A 21,864-nucleotide genomic window follows, 5' to 3' on the forward strand; every position below is an offset into this window, starting at 1 on the left:
GATCATTCGATTAGACACTGGCTATTGACGAAACAGTGCACTGACGATTTTTGCGTTCTATAAGGGCTCGAAAATTCGCCGTAGATGCAATCACCATATAAATAGACCCCAACCAGCCGTTTACCATAAGTTTACTGAGTATCTCACTAGGCAAGGCTGAGAGTTTATCTTCGTTAATAGTATAAAAACCGGTTAACTTATTATTTGAACCATCATCTAATTTTATCTCTAGGGTAAAAGGCTCCATCAACTCATAGTTGAGCAGGATATCAAAAAAGACACGGCTTTCTTCCTGTCCGGCATACAGCGCCTCTAGAATGGAACTGATACTTTGTAGATAGTCTGAATTACCCCCATGTTGCAAAAATACGCTTTGTCCTTGAGTCGTGCTGACCCTAGGGTTATGCATATCAAGATGCACCATTAACTGACTGGATTCGCCGTTAGATTGTCGACTCTGGGGCAAGCCGACTAAAAAAGGCTGACGCTGGATCATTAAGGGAATATAACTGGCGTCCCAAACATCGCCATCTAAGAATAAGTTTTCGTTATCTTCAAAACCCATCAACGCTATAGCATGAAATTTTTCTGTGCTCGGGTCTTGACTGAAACAAATAGGGTAATGGGTTTGAATATCTTTAAATTCAGAGGGAAAGGTAAGTACAGACGGAATATTATCGCCATATTTTGCCCCTCGTTGTGTAATGATTTTTAAATCTTTATGGGTCACATTATCGAGTAATACATGTTTGGTCATATGACTCCTTAACCTACATTAATTCAATTTTACGACCACTCATGGTTATGAGTGTGTAGTTGTAGTGTAAAAATTTGTGTTAAAAAAAGCCACTGAATTCAGTGGCTTTTTTGATCTCATTGCAGCTTAAAAATCTAACTGGCTAATCAGAAAACGTATCTTGCACCAATATTATACCTGGCGTGACCAACAGAGTACTGTCGCACCTGATAACTTGATCGACCATGTATACGTTGGTCTTCTTCTGTTAAATTAATGCCCTCAACAAACACCGCTAAATTATCGTTGATTTCATAACTAACGTTGAAATCCCATTGGAAATATTCTTCAATAAATCGCGGACTTTGAGCGGCAGATTGTAGATATTTCTCACGCCAGTTATACGCTATTCGCGCCTGCAAACCATCTTTTTCATAGAATGCTACCAGATTGGCGGTATCACTCATGCCCGGCACCACCCACTGCTCTTCATTGAGGTTAATGTCGTATTCCAAGTCCCCATCAACGATCGTGTAATTCGCTTGAAAACCAAAACCTGAATCAAAGGTATGCTGGACCACCATTTCCCAGCCCTTCACTTTGGTACTTCTCTCGTTAACCGGGATGGTTACATCAAATAGTGCCACCGGATCAGCCCCTAAACCTATAATGGTCGCTTCTGCGTCTTCTCCTTCACCGACAATTTCTACATTGGGTTCATCGGCAAAATTTTCTACAAAATAGGCATTAACATCTGCATTGTCAAAATCGAATTGAGGATCGCCACCTGTAATCGCTTCAACAGCTTTATTATATAAATTCCCTTCAAACGGTGTATTAAGATCGGTAAACAGTGGCTGTTCTTCAAAGGTTCGACTGTTGATGAAATTTTCTACGTCTTTAGTCCAGTATCCAATCGAGGCATAACTCGCATCGCCGTAATACCACTCTAACGATAAATCGATATTCGATGATTCCATGGGTAAGAGTTGTGGATTACCCCTGCGACCGCCTCCACCATCTGATCCTAAATAATCGATGATTAAGGCACCTTTAAGATCATTATATACAGGTCGTGTAATCGTAAGACTGTATGACGCTCTGAAAATGACATCTTCCAATACTTCAATATCGAAATCCACACTGGGCAGAAGCATGTCATAACTACCGTCAATCTCTGAGAAGCCGGTGATAGTATTATCGTCCGCGTCTTTTTGGAAAAAGAGGTTAAACCTGTTGTCAATGATACTCCACTCTACCCTATCGTAAAGAGGAACCAGAGCCTCAGAGTGCACTTCTGTTTCTTCATAACGCAAGCCGACGAAAAGGTTTGCTGTCATATCTTGGAAGTCAGCTATAAAGTGTGTCTGAATATAAATTGAATTGGATTTTTCAGTGGTAACTTCATCCAGATCAAAATTATAAGAAGGGCAGAAACCGGTTAAACAGGGGCCACCGTCTCCAGACACATCGCCGTGAGAACCATCGCGCAACAATTGTTCACCGCGCTCAATCATGTCTTCAAAGTTCCAGGTGAAGAATTCGGTTACCTGACGAGGATCACCACTGCCTTCAATGCCATCAAAGACGCCATCAATAGTTTCGACTCGCAACAAGTCGGCAATGTCGCCGGGAGTGCCGACACCGCTCCAGCTGTTACGTTGAACAGAAGTAGATTGCCCACGATTAGTGACTTCTACGCTGGCGATACCAAAATCGATGCTATGACCTGCTTCAAATTCATATTTGCCCTCAAACTGGATTTGATCAACGTCCATGCGGTTGTTGAAACTACCAAAACCACTGCCGGAAAGTTGCATATCATTGACGTCAATCTGGTCAATACGACTAATTTGATTATAAGAGTTTCGCTCACCCAGTTGCACCTCCAGTATAGGCATGCCATTTGGGGTAAAATAACCGGTCGTGGTAATTCTATTCAATGCGGCCACTGCCATAGAGCCACTTGAGCCGTGTTTACTGTTTGGTCCCGATTCTCCACTAGAATCATGATAATCCAAAGAAAAGCTTAGGCTTTCAGAAGCTGTCCATGCGAGGTTAAAACCCAAAGACTTATTTTCATTAACGGTTGCAAACAAACCTACACCTTGCAGATTATCTGCCGCACAACCCACTTGTGTATAACTGGTGGGTGACCATATATTGCCTTCCTGCACCCATTCACTTTCACGGGTACTACAACCGGGGTCAAACCAAGCTGAAAGATCTTGATGTTGCGTATCAATCTGGTTTTCAGCATAAGTATAATCCATTGTCGCCGTTAAGGATTCTATTGGCCGCCACTGTAAGGTCAACTGACCATTAAGCCGTTTACGGTTAAAGTCATCAAGGTTGTATTGAATATTGGTAGGGAACGCATAAATACCGTCATTTACTTCAGAGGGAAAGTTAGTAGCAGAAGGGTCACCTACGGCTATTGCACCCCAGCCTGTGTCTATATCGTCATTGTCAATATCTTCCTGAGTGTAAAAATCACTGCTAATAAAATCTTGCGTAGTAGCAGACTGTGAGCCGCCTTCACGCTCTTGGTAACTCATAGACAAAGAGACACCAAAGGTATCATCAGCAAAGGTGTCACTGAGTAAACTGGCAAATTCAGGGGTAAAACTGCTACCGTCACGGGTGCCAGGATCGTGCACACCCTTACCACTAAATACTGCCTTTCTGCCACCTATAGCTAAGGGTTTGGTGGTCTTGACGTTGACCACGGCACCAATTCCGCCAGTAGGAACACTCGCACGACCCGATTTATAAACTTCAACGGCCGAAATGCCCTCGGACGCAATATTACCAAAGTCAAAAGAACGCCCACCACTAGTTGGCATTTGCCGACTGTTAAAAGTGACGATATTAAAATCAGGGCCAAAACCCCGCACGGTGATTTTTGAACCTTCACCTCGGTCACGTTCAATCGCGACACCCGTTATACGTTGTAATGATTCTGCCAGATTGGTATCAGGAAATTTGCCAATATCTTCGGCTGAAATTCCGTCTACTACACCCATGGATTCCCGTTTTAGGTCCATCGAACGCATCAAACTTCCGCGTATGCCTTTTACTTCAATTACCTCAGCAAAATCTTCTTCTTGAACAGGAGATTGGTCTTGGGCATATGTACTAGTCGCCAGTATGGTAGCAATACTGGCTGCCAGTAGTTGTGGCTTAAATGTCTTTTTATACATGATAATTAACCCCTAATAGAGCTGTCATTTTATAAATATTAATGTCTTAGTATTCGCAAGTATCAGGCTCTTTTTCTTATCTAAGGCTGCAATAGCCTGTGCTGTGAAAAAGAGCCTATCAACGGATTAATTCTTAATTAATTTTATCCAATTGATGTTGACTTGACCGCCGATAAAATCTAAACGCATGGTTTGCTCACCCGCGACGAGTGTTACTTCACCAGTCTGAGTGACCCATGTCTGCCAACCACCTGTTGGGGGCATTAGCTGGGTATCAACAAGCACACCGCCTATGGATGTTTCAAAGCCATCGCTGTCATTCTGACCAGCAAGACGGTATTGAATTGTGTAGGCACCATCGCTAGGAATATTAACCGTGTATTTTAAAAAGTCGCCAGGGTCGGTAAATCCAACGTTTTCACCACCGCCTTCATCTGTTGTGGCTTCTAATTGAGTACCACTTTCAGCATCATAATCTTCAGCTTCGATAAATATCTCGGAGACAGGTGCGAACAGTTCAAACCAGTTAAGATTGATTGCGCCACCTACGAAATCAAAACGCACAATATGGGAACCGACTTCCAGCACAAACTCTACAGAAGATTGAGTGACCCATTCTTGCCAGCCACCTGTGTCCACTAGTGTTTGGGTATCAACTAAGACGCCGTCAATGGAAAGCTCAAAGCCGTCACTGCCACCAGAACTAGCCAAGCGATAATCAATGCTATAGCTTCCTGCACTAGGTGCTGAAATGGTATATTCTAGGAAGTCACCTGGGTCGATATAGCCAACATTCTCGCCGCCGTCTTCATCTGCTGTGGCTTCTAACTGAGTACCACTTTCAGAATCATAATCTTCAGCTTCATACCTTACTGCCGTAGCACCTCCGGTCACTTCTTCAGCCTGAACGGCGAGTGGTGCTTGAACACAAGTATCAGAGGAAGTACAACTTAGAAAAATTTCATCTAGTTGAAAGTGTGTAGCACCGTTAAATTCAATCGTCAGCAAAGAACCAACATCAGTTGGATCCAGAGGCAAAAGATCACCTTCCTGGCCTCCTTCAACACAGCAACCAATCCAATCAGGGGCAACGAAAGGGTTTGCCACAAAATCGCTTATTGGGATGGAATACGCAACCCAAGTATCAAGCTCTAACTCGGCAACATTCCAAGTAAATACGCCCATATAAGGCCAGGCAGTTTCCATTCTAATTTGAAGCGTTTCACTCAAGGTGTTGGCACTATCGATATACATAGCAAAATTCAAGACTGCATCATGACCTATCAGTTCAATGCCCGGCGCGGTAATCGACATGTTTGCATCTGCCGTCGGATTTCCTTCAGCATTCAATTCAGGCTGAGTGACATCGATAACTAAACCACGCTCGCCTTCAGTAGCCAAAATTTCAATGCTAGGATTGTTATTATTGCCAATAGCAAGTTCAACAATCTCATCCGTATCGTGCCAAGAAAATGGATAAAGATTGCTAATTTCTTCGCCGTCTAAAGTATAGCTTTCAGCAAAAATTGGCGTGAGAAGGGAGCCTACCGTTTCAATCCTGTCAGACGCGGCCTTGTTAATTTTAGATTTAACATTGGAACCGCATTCGGCAGTAGTAGGTGATACAGCTGCATCACATGACCACACTTTGATGTAGTCAACCATCATAATTGCCGGCAACTCACCGCCATTGGCGTCAAGTTTTAACATTATCTGCATGTCTTGGTTATAAGGACCTGCATTATCCACAACGACGTCATCTCCAGACAAGTTATAGGCCCAGGTATTGAGAGGGTCGACTGTGTGAACATGTGCACCATCAATATACCAACGTATTTGTGCTTCACCCCATTCGATTGCATAGGTATGAAACTCACTTGAAGCGCCATCTACAGTGGAACTATTAGCACTCACTCCACTGGTCAGCCCTAAGCCATAATGTGCTGCGGCGATTAGGCCATCAGAGTCTGCTTGCAACGCGATTAGTGAATTAACGCCATCATACATATCGGCCATAGGCAAAAGACCAAAGGCTGAAGAAAGGTCGGCACCTGAAGGTAATTGAATACTGGCCTCGACCCGGCCGTACTTTATGCTATTAACTGCAAGCAAAGAGGAAGTCATATCTTCTTGAGCAGCAATGAGAAGATTGCCTCCTGCGACACTGACATTTTCACCCGTCCACAAGCTGTCATTTAGGCTGTCTGTGTCAAACTCATCACTCCAACTCAAGCCCCAGCCATATTCTTCTAGTAATTCAAAATCGTTTTCAACTTTAATCGTCAATAACGCTGTATCTGTTTGTCCTGTGGCGGTGTGAGTCACTACATAACTTACACTGTCGGTGCCAAAAAAATCCGCAGAGGGTGTGTAAATAAAACTACCATCCGCATTAAATACCAAGGTGCCATTGGCCGTTGTACTGCCATCAGCAAGAGCGTAGGTTAAGCCTTCGCCTTGATCATTTTTACTTACGTCACCTTCGATGGGTCCATCATCTTCTGTACCCTCAATGACTTCCCCAACAGCAAATAAATCCCGTACTACGTTCTGATCGGCGTTGCCACCACCACAGGCCGTTAAGCAGGTTGCCGCTGTCACAGACAGAGCGAGAAGTAGTTTATTTTTTATCATCGTAAACACCATATCCCATATAATTTAACTGGCTGGGCATTGCCATTCGCGTTTGCTGCTGTAGCTCATGCCCTTAACCCTCGACAAATACAACTCTAAAAACAAGGCAGGTTAGCCTGGTGAGTTATATAACAAAATCTTTACATCGACGTAACGAACCTGTCGTTCGGTTAAATTACTCGAACAATATAAATGTTAACAATCTGGGTTCGAGTAAATAATACTGTAAAGGACCTAATGTATTTAAAGGGGTGTAGGGGGATTCTATGTTTTTTATATTGTTAAAAAATTAACAATAAATTATCTATTGGAAACTCTTTTAGCACACTAAAAGTTATCTTATTTTTTAAATTACCCTACAAAAACTTAGAAAATCTTGCTTGATAGTTTCATTGGTTTATCGATCTTAATTTCAATAACCAGAGCCAAATAGAGTGTTGCCACAACTAATTTTTTTCAACTGATAAGAAAAAGCCAGTAACGATTTACTGGCTTTAATTTACCGCAACAATGATTTAATGGGACAAGGTTGTTATTAGTTAAAGTGGTTATCTGTCTGGATGAGGAATAACTAAGAACTGATCCACTGCGACGTTTTCCATTTCAGTGATGTCTCCTCCCAAACCCGGCCACTCTATGCGCACACTTTCAATTTGTTGTGCTGAACCTACACCAAAATGTGCCTCCACAGGATTTTGAGACAGATAATTGTTGCCCAGTTGTAGCTCAATCATTCTTTCTTCATCGACTACTGTTATATACACACGTGCGCCCACTGCCTGAGGATTAGTGGCAAGACCTTGCAGACGAATATTTAAAAAATGCTGCCCTTGGGCAAAGTGGTTGTTACGCAAAATAGTCGGTGCGGCGCCACTGTTAGCAATGAACATATCTTGGTCACCATCCCGGTCATAATCAAAACAGGCTAACCCTCGACCCATCTGGGTATGTACTGCTCCCAACTCTGTCGCACGTTCTGTAAAAGTGTTATCTCCATTATTAATGTAAAGCACGGCTGGATTGTCATTAAAAATGGTATAGATACCTCTTGCTGAATCTTCTTCACTCAAGCCATCATAACCATTGACCACAAACAAATCTTGGTAACCATCATTATTAAAATCGGCAAAACAGCTTCCCCAGCCCCAATAGGCTTGTCTGACCCCAGCTTCATTAGTCGCATCGATAAAGTCGCCCATACCTTGATTTTGGTATAATCGATTGCCACTGTAAGCTGCAAATTCAACGTTATTGGCTATAGGATCACCAATGGCAGAAACAAACCAATCAAGATCGCCGTCGTTATCATAATCAGCCACTGCCGCGCCCATACCGGCTTTGTCAGTGAATACGTCTGTCGTCATATCAACAAACCCCACACCGTTGTTGTTGACCAATATCTGGCTTGAATTAAAATCACCGGTCAGTAACATATCTGGGTAACGGTCATTGTTTATATCAGCGAATATCGGGGTAAACGAATATTCCATTTCGGCCGCGCGATTTTCAGCCAGAAAAGTGCCTTTTATAGTACGTATTTCTAATGTTTGGCTGTCATCAATAAAACTCGAATCTCCCTGGTTTTGCCACAGATATTCCAAGGGATTATCTGTGTTGTTGGTCAGCCAGTGGGCAAAAAACAGATCCAAATCACCATCGAGATCGTAGTCACCTGCAGCAACAGAAAAAGCCGGCTTTGTCAGATTGATACCTGTGGACTGGGTGATGTCAGTAAAGCTACCATCACCATTATTAGCAAAAATTTGTAACCAATTCGGACCGTCCTGGGTACTGATAAGGTCGGGCCAGCCATCTAGATTAATATCCATAAAAGCGGCACCACGAGAGATAGATGTGGAAGCAATGCCAGCTTGTTCGGTCAGTTCGACAAATCGATGATCGCTGGTTTGTCTAAACAGCCGACCGTGGCCGTCACGCCCATGACTGACATAAAAATCCAACAGGCCGTCCCCGTTATAATCACTGACGGCGATGCCTCCAGCCATACGAGAAGTGGGGCTGTCTATATTACTTGAAGAAGGGGTGTAACATAATCCTGCGCTGCGGCTTACGTCGCTAAAGGCAGCGGATGATGATTCATTAATATTGTCACAGTTGACTGGTTGGACGACCACTATTGCGACAGGCACTGGTAATGTGACCGATTGGGATTGAGATGAACCGCCACCGCCACCGCAACCGGTGAGATTGCTTGTTACTATCAACGTTATTGCAAGACGTAAGGTATGTTCCATCAAGTAAACCCCATAATTTGTGATTGATTAGGCTGCCACATCATAATATTAACAATTAAGTAACACTTAAATCGTCTGACTAATTTACTCGAACTCAACTAAATCAATTTTTTAGCTGTCCGAATAGATATTCTTACCACAAACTAATGTATAACCCTTTGTATTAACTTCGGTTTTAAAGGATGTGTAGGCCAATCAAAGACGCGATTTTTATTAGCCAATAATAGGTCCCAAAATTATTGGAAGCTGAATAATATGGAAATTTTCGGTGATGACAAATAACTATGCCTGTTCAAAAATTGAAAAGACGATCAGTCCTGTTTATAAGATTTTGTGGTCAGGCTGGGATTTATCGGCTAAACCTTAAACTGCTAGACAGAGTGTGGGAGTCTACCGATAATAACGTATTTGATGAAAGTCGACAGTGAGAAAGGCTGATTTAACTATCAAACTTAACTCACTCTTTTCTGTTTTCATGTTAATGGCCTATAACTTAGCCAAAAATTCCTGACCATTGACGGTACTTCTTTGAGCCATGTATTTAGCTGCTCTTACAGAATCGTTGGCCAAAGCAAAACTTACTGGATCAACACCATTACACACTAAATTGTTGGCAATTGTTCTGATACTAACACCGCTGTCTCTTACTGAAACCTTCACTTTAAGTAGACTGTCACTTTTTATGGCTTCACATACTTTGACTAATTTGCTTTCAAGTACCGGGTCAATATCGATTGCTTGTGCGTTGCCAGTTAAAAGAATGCCTGCGGTTAGGATAGTGCTAATAATTACTTTTTTCATGATAAGTCTCTCTATGTTTGTTGTGTGTGATTTTGAGTACACCCATAGAGAAGGGATGAATTTAGATGTTGAAGGAGTGAAAGTGGTAAATAACGGTAAAACACGATGAAGCGTTTAAACATATAAATACAGCGATAAACCAGCGCTTATCATCGGGTTTTCGTCGTATTTTTTGAAGTTTTGTTACATTGACTGTATTAACCCCACTATTAGATACCTTACTCGTTTAGTCAATCAGCCTCATGTGAGGCCATTTTTTGTTAGAATGTCAGAGGGAGTGAGTAATACAAACTGGTCACAAAGATAAGATATGAGCACATAAATCTTTAGCGGGCATCACCACCGCATATTTGGCATGCATATCATGCAGACTGGCTTGATGAGCGCTTAGGTTTCTATCGCCACATGCTTCAGGTACGACAAAAACAGGGTAGTTATGTTGCAGGCCATCCACCACCGTAGCTCGAACACAGCCACTGGTTGTTAAGCCCACAACCACGATGGAGTCTACTGCGTTTTTTTCTAAGTGTGTTGCTAATTGCGTCTTAAAGAAGGCGCTTGGCCATTGTTTTTCAATGATCAGTTCATCGGATTGTTTATTGATTTTGCTGTTGATTTTCACCCACTGGCTGGACGTTTGAAGGATATCTAAATCAGGTAAACGGCGACGAAACACACTAGCAGTGGTTTCATCGTGATATACCACCGAAGTAAAATAAACGGGCAGCTTTTTAGCTCTGAAAGTATCTAACAACCCGTTTATCTGTGAGATTTGACTGTCAAAATTTCCTCCAAGTGGACTAGCTGGTTCGCTAAACCCATTGGACAAGTCAACCACAATAAGTGCTGGGCATACGCCCAGATCTAATGTGCCAATGGCTAAATCATGATCCTGCGGTGTATTTGACATAGTCTAATTATTTCACTTCAGGTCAGGCTCGAGACTTAACAAAACTAGGCGTTTGTGGTGCAGGCAAACCTGTTTCTTCGAGGCATCTAGCTTTGATCTCTTCAATCGTGCCACCAAAATCAAATAACTGTGTAGCACCACGCTTCTCAGACAACGCAGCACGTAATGCAGTGGTTTGTTGCTCTTCAACCGCACCATCCACTATCACCACACCGTAACGTATTGCTCCCTCAATAGAGACTAAACCTCGATTAACGTCGTCAAGTACACTATCGCAATCACGCAAGAATGGGTCTCCCCAACCACCGCCACCCCATGTATTGAAGTACAACAGGTCACCTGTTTTCACTTCAACACCATCACATTTAGCTGGCAAGATTTGTTGTGTACCATCTGCACGTTTTAATATTTTAGTGGACCTTTGTCCTGGTGTGCCACCGTTTACACCCCAAGGATAAGTTAGCCATCTTTCATCATGAATGGCGATATTACCATCGTTAAGAAAACGATAAGCTACCGATAATCCATTACCACCACGGTGCTTTCCTGCGCCACCAGAGTCAGTAATGGTTTCGTATTGTTCTACCCGTAATGGAAAGTAGGCTTCAATAAATTCGTTGGGAACATTAGTAAATCCTGGCCACAAAGAGTGTCCATCAGGTCCATCACCAACTGGGCGACCTGGTATGCCACCAAAACCAATTTGGAATAATTGGAACCATTCTCCTTTTTCATCGTAACCTGAATAAAATAAATGAGGTGAATCAGAAAATCCAGCCGCATTCATGGCTTCTGGGGCACCTTGTCCTAACAGTCCTCCCATCACATCAAAAATACGCCCTAATGCATGTGTCCGCCCTGACAGAGCAGCGGGGAAATTAGGCTTGAGCAAACTGCCTGCGGGTATATGCACATCGACTAAATCATAAAAACCATCGTTAAATACAATTTGTGGATCCACAAGGTTGATAGTAAATGAACCAAAAAACATCTTAAACATGTCTTCATTCAGGTAAAAGTTAATCGAGCTATTAGCTTGAGGATCGGTACCTTCAAAATCAAATATCGCCCGATTACCTTCTCGCCACATTTTACATTGTATTTTATAAGGACCCATACCAACGCCATCATCACAGACATAGTCCACAAACGTACGCGGCTCTTCAGGCACCAACATATTAATAATGGCTTCCATTGCCACATAATTCCGTTCTAACATGATTTCCATGGTGGAATAAAATATATCATCACCAAAACGTTCAGAGAATTCGACACATCTTTTAGCCGCAGTATTACAAGCGGCAACCAAGGCATTTAAGTCAAATCTATTCCATTGTGGGGTGCGCACATTGTGCAAAATTAAATCAAGAAGGTCGCTTTGCAACACACCTTTTTTATATAACTTAGTGGGAGGAATACGGATCCCTTCTTGGAAGATGCTTTCTGCTTTAATGGGGATAGAGCCCGGCACCATACCGCCATTATCTGACATATGACCAAACATGGCAGACCAAGCGATATGCCGGCCTTCTTTAAAAATAGGCACGAGCACAATCCAATCTGGTAGATGGGATACAGCAGCATTGGTCATATAAGGGTCGTTCGTTAATATGACGTCCCCTTCTTCTAACTGCCCTGTGTATGCTTCTAAAAAGCCATGAATAAATGAGCCAAACTGACCCACTACCATCTTGCCGTCTTTATTAGCGATCATCGGAAAACAATCACCTTGCTCCCGAATTCCAGGGCTCATGGCGGTCCTAAACAACACAGCATCCATTTCTTCTCGCGCATTGCTCAGAGCGTTTTCAATAATGTCTACCGTGACGGTGTCCACCTCGACTCTTTTCAAAGGTGACGTATTCGTTTGTAAAATTTTATTATTCATTGTCATCTCCAATTACTTCGCTGGGTTAATAAGAAGATTACCGACTGTATCAACCATTGCGTGATAACCAGGTAAAATAACGGTGGTAGAGTCCATTTCACTCACAATGGCGGGTCCTGGGATCTGTAAATCTGTTTGCATCTTATTTCGATCGTAAATAGGTGTAGGGTGATATTGTCCTTCGAAATAAATCTGACTATCTGCCAACTTACACTCATCTAGAGTATTAGCCGCATTGCCTTGTGGCATAGTGGGCAACTCATCACTGCTGGCGGTAGCAATAGCACGCACCATAACAATCTCATGACCTTCTTCTAGGGCAAACGTAAAGAGCTGTGTATGTTGTTTGTCGAACTGAGTTTTAAGTACCTCTAAACCCTGAGCTTGTAATTCGGCTAACGTAAATTCAATAGACAATTGAAAGGCTTGGCCGGTATATCGCACGTCTGCCTGATACGTCACTTCTTGATCCGATAAAGCAATACCATCAGTGATCAAGGTTGTACTGGCTTTATGTTTTAACTCATCTAATACTGTCGCCAGCTCTACTGCAGAAGCATTTTTAAGTAGTTTAACGAAGGTTTTTGATGCTTCATCACGCACCACAGTAGTCGCATCACCATAAGCACATAACACTCCAGGACCTGGAGGAATAATGGTTGGCCAAGCTTGAGTCAAAATTCCCAGTGCATTGGCATGCAGTGGGCCCGCGCCACCAAAACCAACCAGAGCAAAATCTCTTGGATCAAAACCTTGTTCTACAGATACCAATCGTAACGCACCAAACATGGCTTCGTTGACAATTTTGATAATACCTTCTGCAGCTTCTTCTACTGTTAAGTCCATGGTATCAGCGACTTTCTTCACTGCCGCTACTGCCTCATTTTTATCTATCGCCATTGCGCCACCAAGTTGCACATTAGAGGGCAAATAACCTAATACAACATTTGCATCACACACTGTAGGTTCAGTACCACCTTTCATATAGGCTGCAGGTCCGGGCTGAGCGCCGGCTGACTCGGGTCCAACACGCAACGCTTTGGTAAGTTCAGGTACAAAGGCTAATGAGCCGCCACCAGCACCCACTGTGCGTACATCAACCGATGGCGCGCGTACTGTCACATCGCCGACTCTGGTTTCACGTCGGACTCGTGCTTTGGCGTTTTGTATCAAGGCGACATCTGTGGATGTACCGCCCATATCAAAGGTTAAAATGTCGTTGAATCCAGCTTTTTTACAAAAATGCATGGCACCCGACACACCGCCTGCAGGGCCAGACATCAATAGATTAACTGGACTTTCAGCTGATGCTCTAGCAGATGCTAACCCCCCATCTGATCTCAAAATAGAAAGATGTAAGTCTTCACCCATAGTGGTTCTTAAAGAACGGTTTAAATTTTCCACATATCTTGCGACTTCTGGGCGCACATAACTATTCACAACAGTGGTTTCTGTGCGTTCATATTCCTGCATTTCAGGGACTAAATCACTGGATATTGAAATAGGAATATCCGTAAATATTTCTGCGGCGACTGCTTTAGCCTTCTGTTCGTGCGCACCATTTAAATAGGCATTAATAAAACAAATAGTCAGTGCTTCAACATGACCGGTGTTTTTTAAGATGGTTAACGATGTGCGAAGTGCAGCTTCGTCTAAGGTATCCACCGTCTCGCCATTTGCGCCCATTCTCTCATCGGCTTCAATCGTTAATTCCAGCGGGGCCAATAAAGGTTTCTTCACAAAACTCACCCAACCGCCTAGTCCACCCGGGCAGAACGAGCGAGCAACTTGTAAAACTTGCTTGTAACCTTTAGTTATCACTAACCCTACTTTTGCGCCTTTTCCTGTTAGGACTGCATTTGTGGCCACTGTGGTACCGTGCATCACACGACTAATTTTCTTAGGGTCTATTCCAGACTCTTGACAAATTCTATCGATGCCATTTAACACCCCAATAGAGGAATCCTCGGGAGTGGATGGCACTTTAGCCGTATGGGTTTGCCCATTCACTTCGTTAATAAGTAACAAGTCAGTGAACGTTCCACCCACATCAACACCTAATCTATAACTCATGTTTTACTCCAATATCCGGCGACGTTTATTACGCCGATTAATTAAGATAATAATTTTCAATCCAAGGTTTGGCGTTTCCGCCTGTAGCAGTACCAGTCAAATCCATAGCTAAGTCTGCCGCTTTAACTAAAAGTGCCATATCGATACCCGTAGAAAATCCCATTTGCTCTACCATCATAACGACATCTTCAGTGGCCACGTTACCACTGGCACCTGGTGCAAATGGACAGCCACCTAATCCAGCGATAGACGCATCAAATTTTCTTATACCTGCTGTTATCGCCGCATAAACATTGGCGAGACCCATGGCCCTGGTGTCATGGAAATGACAGGACAGCAAATCTAGATCAAAACGACTAGCCATTGCCTCTAGCAGCTGATTGACCTCTAAAGGGTTAGCAGCACCTATGGTATCTGCGATAACGATGCGTGAAGCACCGGCTTGCAGTAATTCATCGGTGACACTAAACACACTGTCCGCACTGATTTTTCCTTCAAAAGGACAGGCCCAAGCTGTGGCCACATAAGCTTGTACATTTGCCCCCTGTTCCTTGGCCGCTTTGAGTACATCTTTGCTAACCTTGATACTGTCCTGTGTCGACATACGAATGTTTTTCAGGTTCATCGTATCTGATGCAGCAACCACTAATGATATCAGCGGTACCTGCGCTGACATCGCCAACTCAAACCCCTTCATGTTAGGTATTAAGGTAGAAAATAAGCTTGTGGTGTTTTCAAGTGCCGCAAATAACTCAGCAGTACCGGCCATAGCTGGCACTGTTTTAGGGGAGACAAAAGCCCCCACTTCTATTTCAGGTACTTTGGCTGCTACCAATGCACTGATTAAACTGAGTCGTTGTTCTTTACTTAACAATTGAGGCTGATTTTGCAAGCCATCCCGAGGGCCAACATCGTTAATTGTGATATGTTCCAGGGCCATTAACTCACCACCTCTGCCGCTCTTAGAATGGCCACTTTTTCTGAGCTCATACCTAACAAATCATGTAATACTTGATCTGTGTGCTCACCTAATGCAGGCGCAGCACTAAAACTTTCTTCATTACTTCTAGAAAATTTAATAGGGTTACCAGGTCCTTTTGTTTTATGCCCCTGAGGGTCAGATAACTCCACTACCATATTACGATGTAATACTTGTGGATCACTCAGGGCTTGAGAAAACTTATTCACCGGAGCACAAGGAATACGTGCAGCCTCAAGCAATCCCAACCAGTGGCTAGAGCTTTGAACTGATAGAGTTTCGTTTAATGTGGCATTAATAAAATGCTGGTCTTTAAAACGACCAGGTTGAGTGTCGTATTCAGGCTTATCCAAACTTTTGACTTGTACCACTTGTTTCAGATTTTGCCAAAAATTATCGGTGATAACGGCGATGACAATTTGTCCATCGCAGGTATTGAATGTGTTGTAAGGCACATGTACAAAATGTGAATTACCAATTGGATAGGGATCTTTACCTGAGATAAAATGCATGGTTGCCATATAGTTTAATAACGATATTTGGCAATCCAGCATAGAAATATCCACATCTTGCCCCTCACCACTTTTCTCTCTTTCCAGCAATGCGGCTTGAATGCCCATAACAGCAAACATTCCCCCCCCTAAATCCCCAATAGGTATACCTGCTCTCACTTGCTGATCGGCATTGGCACCCGTAATGGACATCCCCCCCCCCATAGCTTGGGCAACCTGATCAAAAGCAGGCCTTTTAAAACCCGGGCCATCGTTACCAAAACCGGTGATAGAGCAGCTGATAATACGAGGATTCACTTGTTTTAAATGTGCATGATCAATTTTGAGACGTGCTGGTACTCCCGCGCCAAAATTGTTGATCACCACATCAGACTTTTTCACCAAGTCATAAAATAACTCAAGACCTTTTTCTGATTTAAGATCAATACAAACGCTCTGTTTATTGCGGTTTAGGGTAATGAAGTACGCCCCCATACCATTGATTGAATTCTCCGGATCTGTGGCTAACAGTTTGCGAGTTCCTTCTCCCTTAAGTGGTTCAACTTTTATGGTTTCTGCACCTAAATCGGCTAATATCATGCCGCAATAAGGTCCAGATAACATATGCGTTAAATCAAGAATACGTGTGCCCGATAACGGCTTATTAGTCACTGTACATTACTCCAATAAAAAAACAGAGGAGCCTTGCGGCTCCCAATAACTAGAAGCGATATGTAAAGTCGATACCGTAAGAATCACGTGCTGAAGGTTGGATGAAAGAACCACCAAACTCAGGAGTAGGAATAACTTCTTGCAAATATTCCTCGTCTGTTAAGTTTTTAGCCCATATAGCCAAGTTCCAATTTTCAGCATCAAAGCTGACTCTTAGGTTAACTGTGCTGTATGCATCACGTGTTGCGTTGTCAAAGTTAACGGGGTGGGGTCCAGGAGGCACACCGCCACCCAAAGTGCCAAAGAAGTCCCAGATAGTAGGTAAACTTTGTGCCGTTTCTTCAGGCCCTGTTCCTTGCAATGTATGGAAGTTGGTTTCGCCTACATACTGCCAATCTAATCGCGTGGTCATAAATACATCAGCCGTGATAGAGTAATCCCAGCTTCCCCCAAAGGTGAAGGTTTCATCAGCTGCTTGGGGAGCCTTGTTACCGACAGACAATGGACGGTTGCGGTTTTCTTTAATTTCACTGTCCAATAAACCCATACCACCAAATATCATGATGTCTTCAGTCACCTGAGCACTAATATCTAATTCAAAACCTTGAATAGCCAACTCTTCGATAGTGGTCACAGAGCGCAATAGGCCAAATGGGCCCGCGAAAAATTCAAAGAACTGGTTATCATCAACAGTGGTTGTGAACACAGCGGCATTTAATTTCACTTTGTTGTTCATCATCTTTGATTTGAAACCCAGCTCGATATTAGTGGTGACTTCCTTTTCATACTCGTCTTTAACAATGAGCTGTGCATTCACCGCATCACCAGGTGTGCCATTACCATTGGCATTAAACCAAAAGTCTAAGGTCGCTTCGGTTCCGATAGAGTTAAAGCCACCACTTCTGAAACCGACACCATAACTGGCATACCAATTAAGGTTGTCACTTGCCGCATAACCTAAAGTCACTTTAGGTTGCAACTGGCTAAATGAGCGGTTTCGGTTAGGAATGCCATTCGGGTTAGCATTAAAGGCTGGATTGATTGGGCCCAACACACCGTTAACGTAAGTGTTCACATTCAGTCCTGAGGCGGTCACATTCGGTACGTTATTACTGACTTCTCTGTCTTCGTAATCATAACGAAGTGCGATGGCTAATTCCCATTGCTCGTTCAGATCATATTCAAGTTGACCAAAAGCTGACATTACTGAGGTATCAAATGTATCAGAAAATAATAAGTCAGTTGGGTTGGGGCCTGTTGCTGGCACGTAGGCTTGGCGCAAGAATCCTTGACCTTGATCAGCACCATAAGCCACCACTACATCACGCTCGATTTGAGCAAAATAGACACCACCAATCCATCTTAGGTCGGCATTGTTGTCATCTGATGTGAAACGTAATTCACCACTGAGATCAGATTGACTTCGCTCTTGGTATTGATAACCATCGCATGATAATGGTGTGAAAGGTCCGTAAACTCCAGTGAACTCAACTCCAGGAGGAAAAACACCAAAGGGTGAGAAAAAGTTACCAAACAAGTCTGTTCTATCTGCCCCACCTAATGCACCAGGTGTGTTGTTTAGGGTAGCACGGTCAGTTTGACACTGAGGGGTTAATTCATAACCATAGAAAGTCGCACTGGTACCATCAGACAGTAGGTCTTCTTCTAAATCGTTATAAGCTAAAACGGCGGTCACATCCATACCATCTAAGTCCCAGTCGGCTTTTAAAGAAAGCTCAGTGGTGTCTTGTTTATTCACGCCTGGAACATTAAATGCAAAGTTAATATCAACATCATTCACGTCCTTGTTAAAAGCGGCATCAAATCCATTGGCCACAAATGACGGTAACGCAAACACCGCATTATAGTTAATTGCCCCTCCCTCTACCTTGCCCATGCTGGCACGAAAGTCTAAGGTTAAATCATCACTCGCATCCCAAATCAAACGCCCACGGATATTGGTGTCTTCCAGATAATCAACCGAATCATCTGCGCCGGTAAACGTGTTTTCATAAAAACCATCTGTAGTTTTATAACTAGCGCTTAAGCGACCGCGAACATTTTCTGATAATGGCCCGCTGATCACGCCATTTATTCTTTGGCTATTGTTATTTCCTAAGCCTAAGGTAACCCTGCCCTCTAATTCATCTGCAGGCATTTTGGTGGTGACTAATATCGCACCCGACACAGCATTTCGACCATACAAGGCACCTTGTGGACCTTTAAGTACCTCGATTTGAGACACATCTAATAATTCTTCGTTGAAACTGTTTGGGTTAGTCATCAACACACCATCTACCACATAAGCAAACGTACCTTCAGCATCACGAGTCGATACAATGCCGCGAATGGTTACTTGCGTGTCACCCACGTTTGCTGCATCAACCATAGTCACGTTAGGAATAAGCCCAATGAAGTCCCCTGGTCGTTCAATACCAGCACTTTCAATCATCTTTTCAGAGATAGCAGTGACTGCAATAGGTACTTCTTGCAGACTTTCTGGTCGTTTTCGAGAAATACTAATGATTTCTAAATTGTCTTCTTGAACTACAGTCTCTTGCGCTACCGCTTGATTGATTCCAACTAAACTATTTGCGAACAGAGCGACAAAAATACTTGTTGCAAGTGCGCTTTTACGGAGTGTTACCATTGTGTTTCTCCAATTGTTTTATTTTAGATTTATGTGTTTTAGTCTTCGCCATAAGGTTGTTTGACTCAACCCAAGATAATCGGCGACCTGTTGCTTATCACCTTGGAATCTATGCATTGCGTTCAATACAAGTTCCAACTCTTTTTTTCTGACCAAAGCTTGGCCGGTTTTAAATACTGTTACTAAGAATAGTTCAGGGGAAATATCGCGCAATATCTGTTTAATCTTTGAAAGGTCTTCTGCCATCTGTATAGATGCAATAACCCGTTCAAGAACATTTTCTAATTCACGTACATTGCCCGGCCACGCATAACTGACTAAGTCGTCTAAGATTTCAGTGAGTATTTCGTTAACCGTAAATTGCGATTGATAGCTGGTGATAAGGCGAAGAAGTTTTTGCTCTGCAATACTAGAAATATCCTCGGGACGATCACGTAGAGGTGGGATATGAATATTAAATACATTGAGTCGAAAAAATAAATCTTCCCGAAACTTGCCTTCTACAACTAGCTGCTTCAGCTCTTTATTGGATGCAGCGACCACTTTTAAGTAAGCAGGTTTTTCTTCATTAGATCCTAAAGGTCTATAATGACGTTCTTGTAAGAATCGCAGTAACTTTGATTGTTGATCAAGTGCCAACTCACTGATTTCATCAAGGAACAACACCCCATATTGCGCTTCTTCAATGAGTCCTTTTCTTCCACCTCGTTTGGCGCCGGTATAAGCACCGTCGCGATGTCCAAAGAGTTCCCCTTCAAACAATTCAGTAGGAATTGATGAGCAATTAAGGGCGACAAAATGTCCTTCTGAAAAGGGACTGGCTTCATGTACCGATCGAGCAATGAGTTCTTTACCTGTCCCAGATTCACCATAAATCAATACATTACTGGGTGAGGAAGAAAATGCCTTCACTTGCTGTACCACTTTTTGTATAGCGGATGATTCAAACACTAATTTGTGACGTGAAGAGACTTTCACTTTTTTAGGTTTGGGTTTTTTTCTATATAATTGATAGATATAAAGCGGTTTTCCTTGTGTCATTACGCAGTCTTGATGAAACCACCAGTCAATACCTTGAATACGGCACTCGCCATCTGTAGGACGGGTTATTTCTTCAGAGTGAATGAGACTTTCTAAATCTGAGCAGTTGCCATTATCGACACCTAAATCACGTCTCGCGGCTTGATTAAAAATTATGGATTGACCATCTTCGTCAGTCATAAAAATGGGAGTTTTTGATTGTTTCAACAACCAATTAGTTAAGGCAACGCCTTGATTAGTGACTAACTGTTCATTGGCTATTTGAATGGCAGTAGAAATGGTTTTGCGACAGGAATCAGCACTGTATAATAAAAAAGAAGGGATACCATGTTGGGTAGCCAAACCACATACCAAACTAGCGCCTACAAAAGCAATGTTGGGCTGCTGACGTGTTAATTGAAATAATTCACGGGCTTGTTCGGCAGTAGTATAAATTTCCTCTTGCACAGTGACATTCAATGCAGCTTCTAAGACGGGCACAACAGGTGACGCTTCAGCAAAATTAATCATCACTATTTTGCGTGATACTTGAGCAGCACGCTGTAATGCTGAAATAATATCTGTGGCACTGCAATCTAATGATACAACGGGCAAATCTAAGGCTGATCTTAAGTAAGCAGCATTAGAGCCAGCACTGACGATCACATCGGGTAAAAAATTATTAATATGTTCATCTATTTCCGCCACACTTCCAACTATTGCATCAAATAATTTAAATTTGGCCTGCCCCCCAAATTCGGGCAACACACTTGTCATCAGCTGACTAAATTCTTTATGACCAAATATTAGAATCCTGACTGCTTGGGATTTTGTATTCACTTTATTCACGATACTTTCTCCAGATCCTGCGGACTGACAACTAGAGGTTGTATAAAAGTGAACAAAAGCTGATGCAAAATAATTGGCTAACTTTCAAGTTGAATAAAAGATAACTCTGAATAGCATTAGTTATGCCATTTTCATAAATTTTTAGTTGGCAGCCTATTTTTAAAGGCGCTCAATATTAGTTTGCAAATTTTGATGCATATTAATAGAAGATTTTAAGGTGGCTTTTATTTCAATATGAAAAACAATATTTCATATTGAAATAAAAACCACAAAGATTTACCTTTATGAAATCAGCTGACAGAGTTGTAAAATAGGCCCTAATGCATTGGGGCAATCAAGATCTTGAACCCTCCAATTACCTAATCCCTCTCGTTTACCTTTGTTATCAGAATTAATGCCCTGCAGAGATAACTTTTCTAAAGACGCGTCCAAAGAGTCTACGTTCAATGATAATAAAAATAGTCCTTCCCCACGTTCGGCCAAAATTTGGGCAACTTCACCTTCTGTTGATAACGGTTGCACAAGAACAAGCCATACGCCTGACAAACAAAAGCGGGCTGTTTTAACTTGTCTGTTGGGTAGGTCTTCGATGATAGGCTCAGACTGCAATAAAATGCGTAAATACTCAATCTGAGGGGCTAATTCTCGCACCACAAAGTTTATGTGGTGAATTGAATTGACTGTAGACATGACTTTGACCCCT

General features: G+C 42.6%; 13 protein-coding genes. All 13 read right to left on the reverse strand.

Annotated features, from left to right (window positions below; genetic code table 11):
* Nucleotides 1-10: 10 nt before the first annotated feature.
* The 13 genes from Q0Y52_RS03485 to Q0Y52_RS03545 all read right to left on the reverse strand — a co-directional run bounded on the left by Q0Y52_RS03485 (nucleotide 11) and on the right by Q0Y52_RS03545 (nucleotide 21,851).
* The gene (locus tag Q0Y52_RS03485; RefSeq protein WP_297818016.1) at nucleotides 11-757 is read right to left on the reverse strand and encodes a SapC family protein; all 747 of its coding nucleotides are present in this window, start codon (nucleotides 755-757) and stop codon (nucleotides 11-13) included.
* A 146-nt stretch (nucleotides 758-903) separates the two neighbouring features.
* Nucleotides 904-3,939 (reverse strand): TonB-dependent receptor, encoded by a 3,036-nt coding sequence (locus tag Q0Y52_RS03490; RefSeq protein ID WP_297818019.1) that lies wholly within the window; start codon nucleotides 3,937-3,939, stop codon nucleotides 904-906.
* 126 nt (nucleotides 3,940-4,065) lie between these two features.
* Nucleotides 4,066-6,573: a carbohydrate-binding protein gene (locus tag Q0Y52_RS03495; RefSeq protein ID WP_297818022.1), complete on the reverse strand. Its 2,508-nt coding sequence runs from the start codon at nucleotides 6,571-6,573 to the stop codon at nucleotides 4,066-4,068.
* Between the two features lie 548 nt (nucleotides 6,574-7,121).
* Entirely contained in the window at nucleotides 7,122-8,828 is a 1,707-nt protein-coding gene (locus Q0Y52_RS03500; RefSeq protein ID WP_297818024.1) for a CRTAC1 family protein, read from the reverse strand.
* 486 nt (nucleotides 8,829-9,314) lie between these two features.
* Entirely contained in the window at nucleotides 9,315-9,629 is a 315-nt protein-coding gene (locus tag Q0Y52_RS03505; RefSeq protein ID WP_297818027.1) for a DUF3718 domain-containing protein, read from the reverse strand.
* Nucleotides 9,630-9,924: 295 nt separating this feature from the next.
* Entirely contained in the window at nucleotides 9,925-10,539 is a 615-nt protein-coding gene (locus tag Q0Y52_RS03510; RefSeq protein ID WP_297818030.1) for an isochorismatase family protein, read from the reverse strand.
* Nucleotides 10,540-10,561: 22 nt separating this feature from the next.
* Nucleotides 10,562-12,427 (reverse strand): hydantoinase B/oxoprolinase family protein, encoded by a 1,866-nt coding sequence (locus tag Q0Y52_RS03515; protein WP_297818033.1) that lies wholly within the window; start codon nucleotides 12,425-12,427, stop codon nucleotides 10,562-10,564.
* Nucleotides 12,428-12,439: 12 nt separating this feature from the next.
* Nucleotides 12,440-14,500 carry a hydantoinase/oxoprolinase family protein gene (locus Q0Y52_RS03520; protein WP_297818036.1) on the reverse strand — a complete coding sequence of 687 codons (2,061 nt, stop codon included), beginning with the start codon at nucleotides 14,498-14,500 and terminating at the stop codon, nucleotides 12,440-12,442.
* Nucleotides 14,501-14,537: 37 nt separating this feature from the next.
* Nucleotides 14,538-15,440 (reverse strand): hydroxymethylglutaryl-CoA lyase, encoded by a 903-nt coding sequence (locus Q0Y52_RS03525; RefSeq protein WP_297818039.1) that lies wholly within the window; start codon nucleotides 15,438-15,440, stop codon nucleotides 14,538-14,540.
* Complete coding sequence (locus Q0Y52_RS03530; RefSeq protein ID WP_297818041.1) at nucleotides 15,440-16,642, reverse strand: CoA transferase; 1,203 nt, start codon at nucleotides 16,640-16,642, stop codon at nucleotides 15,440-15,442. Before Q0Y52_RS03530 ends, Q0Y52_RS03525 begins: the two co-directional genes overlap by 1 nt.
* Before the next feature lie 49 nt (nucleotides 16,643-16,691).
* The gene (locus tag Q0Y52_RS03535) at nucleotides 16,692-19,292 is read right to left on the reverse strand and encodes a TonB-dependent receptor (RefSeq protein WP_297818044.1); all 2,601 of its coding nucleotides are present in this window, start codon (nucleotides 19,290-19,292) and stop codon (nucleotides 16,692-16,694) included.
* A gap of 18 nt (nucleotides 19,293-19,310) precedes the next feature.
* The gene (locus tag Q0Y52_RS03540; RefSeq protein WP_297818047.1) at nucleotides 19,311-21,161 is read right to left on the reverse strand and encodes a sigma 54-interacting transcriptional regulator; all 1,851 of its coding nucleotides are present in this window, start codon (nucleotides 21,159-21,161) and stop codon (nucleotides 19,311-19,313) included.
* A 282-nt stretch (nucleotides 21,162-21,443) separates the two neighbouring features.
* Entirely contained in the window at nucleotides 21,444-21,851 is a 408-nt protein-coding gene (locus Q0Y52_RS03545) for a VOC family protein (protein WP_297818050.1), read from the reverse strand.
* Nucleotides 21,852-21,864 lie beyond the last annotated feature (13 nt).

The sequence above is a fragment of the uncultured Paraglaciecola sp. genome, from assembly GCF_943787955.1.
Classification (GTDB): Bacteria; Pseudomonadota; Gammaproteobacteria; order Enterobacterales; family Alteromonadaceae; genus Paraglaciecola.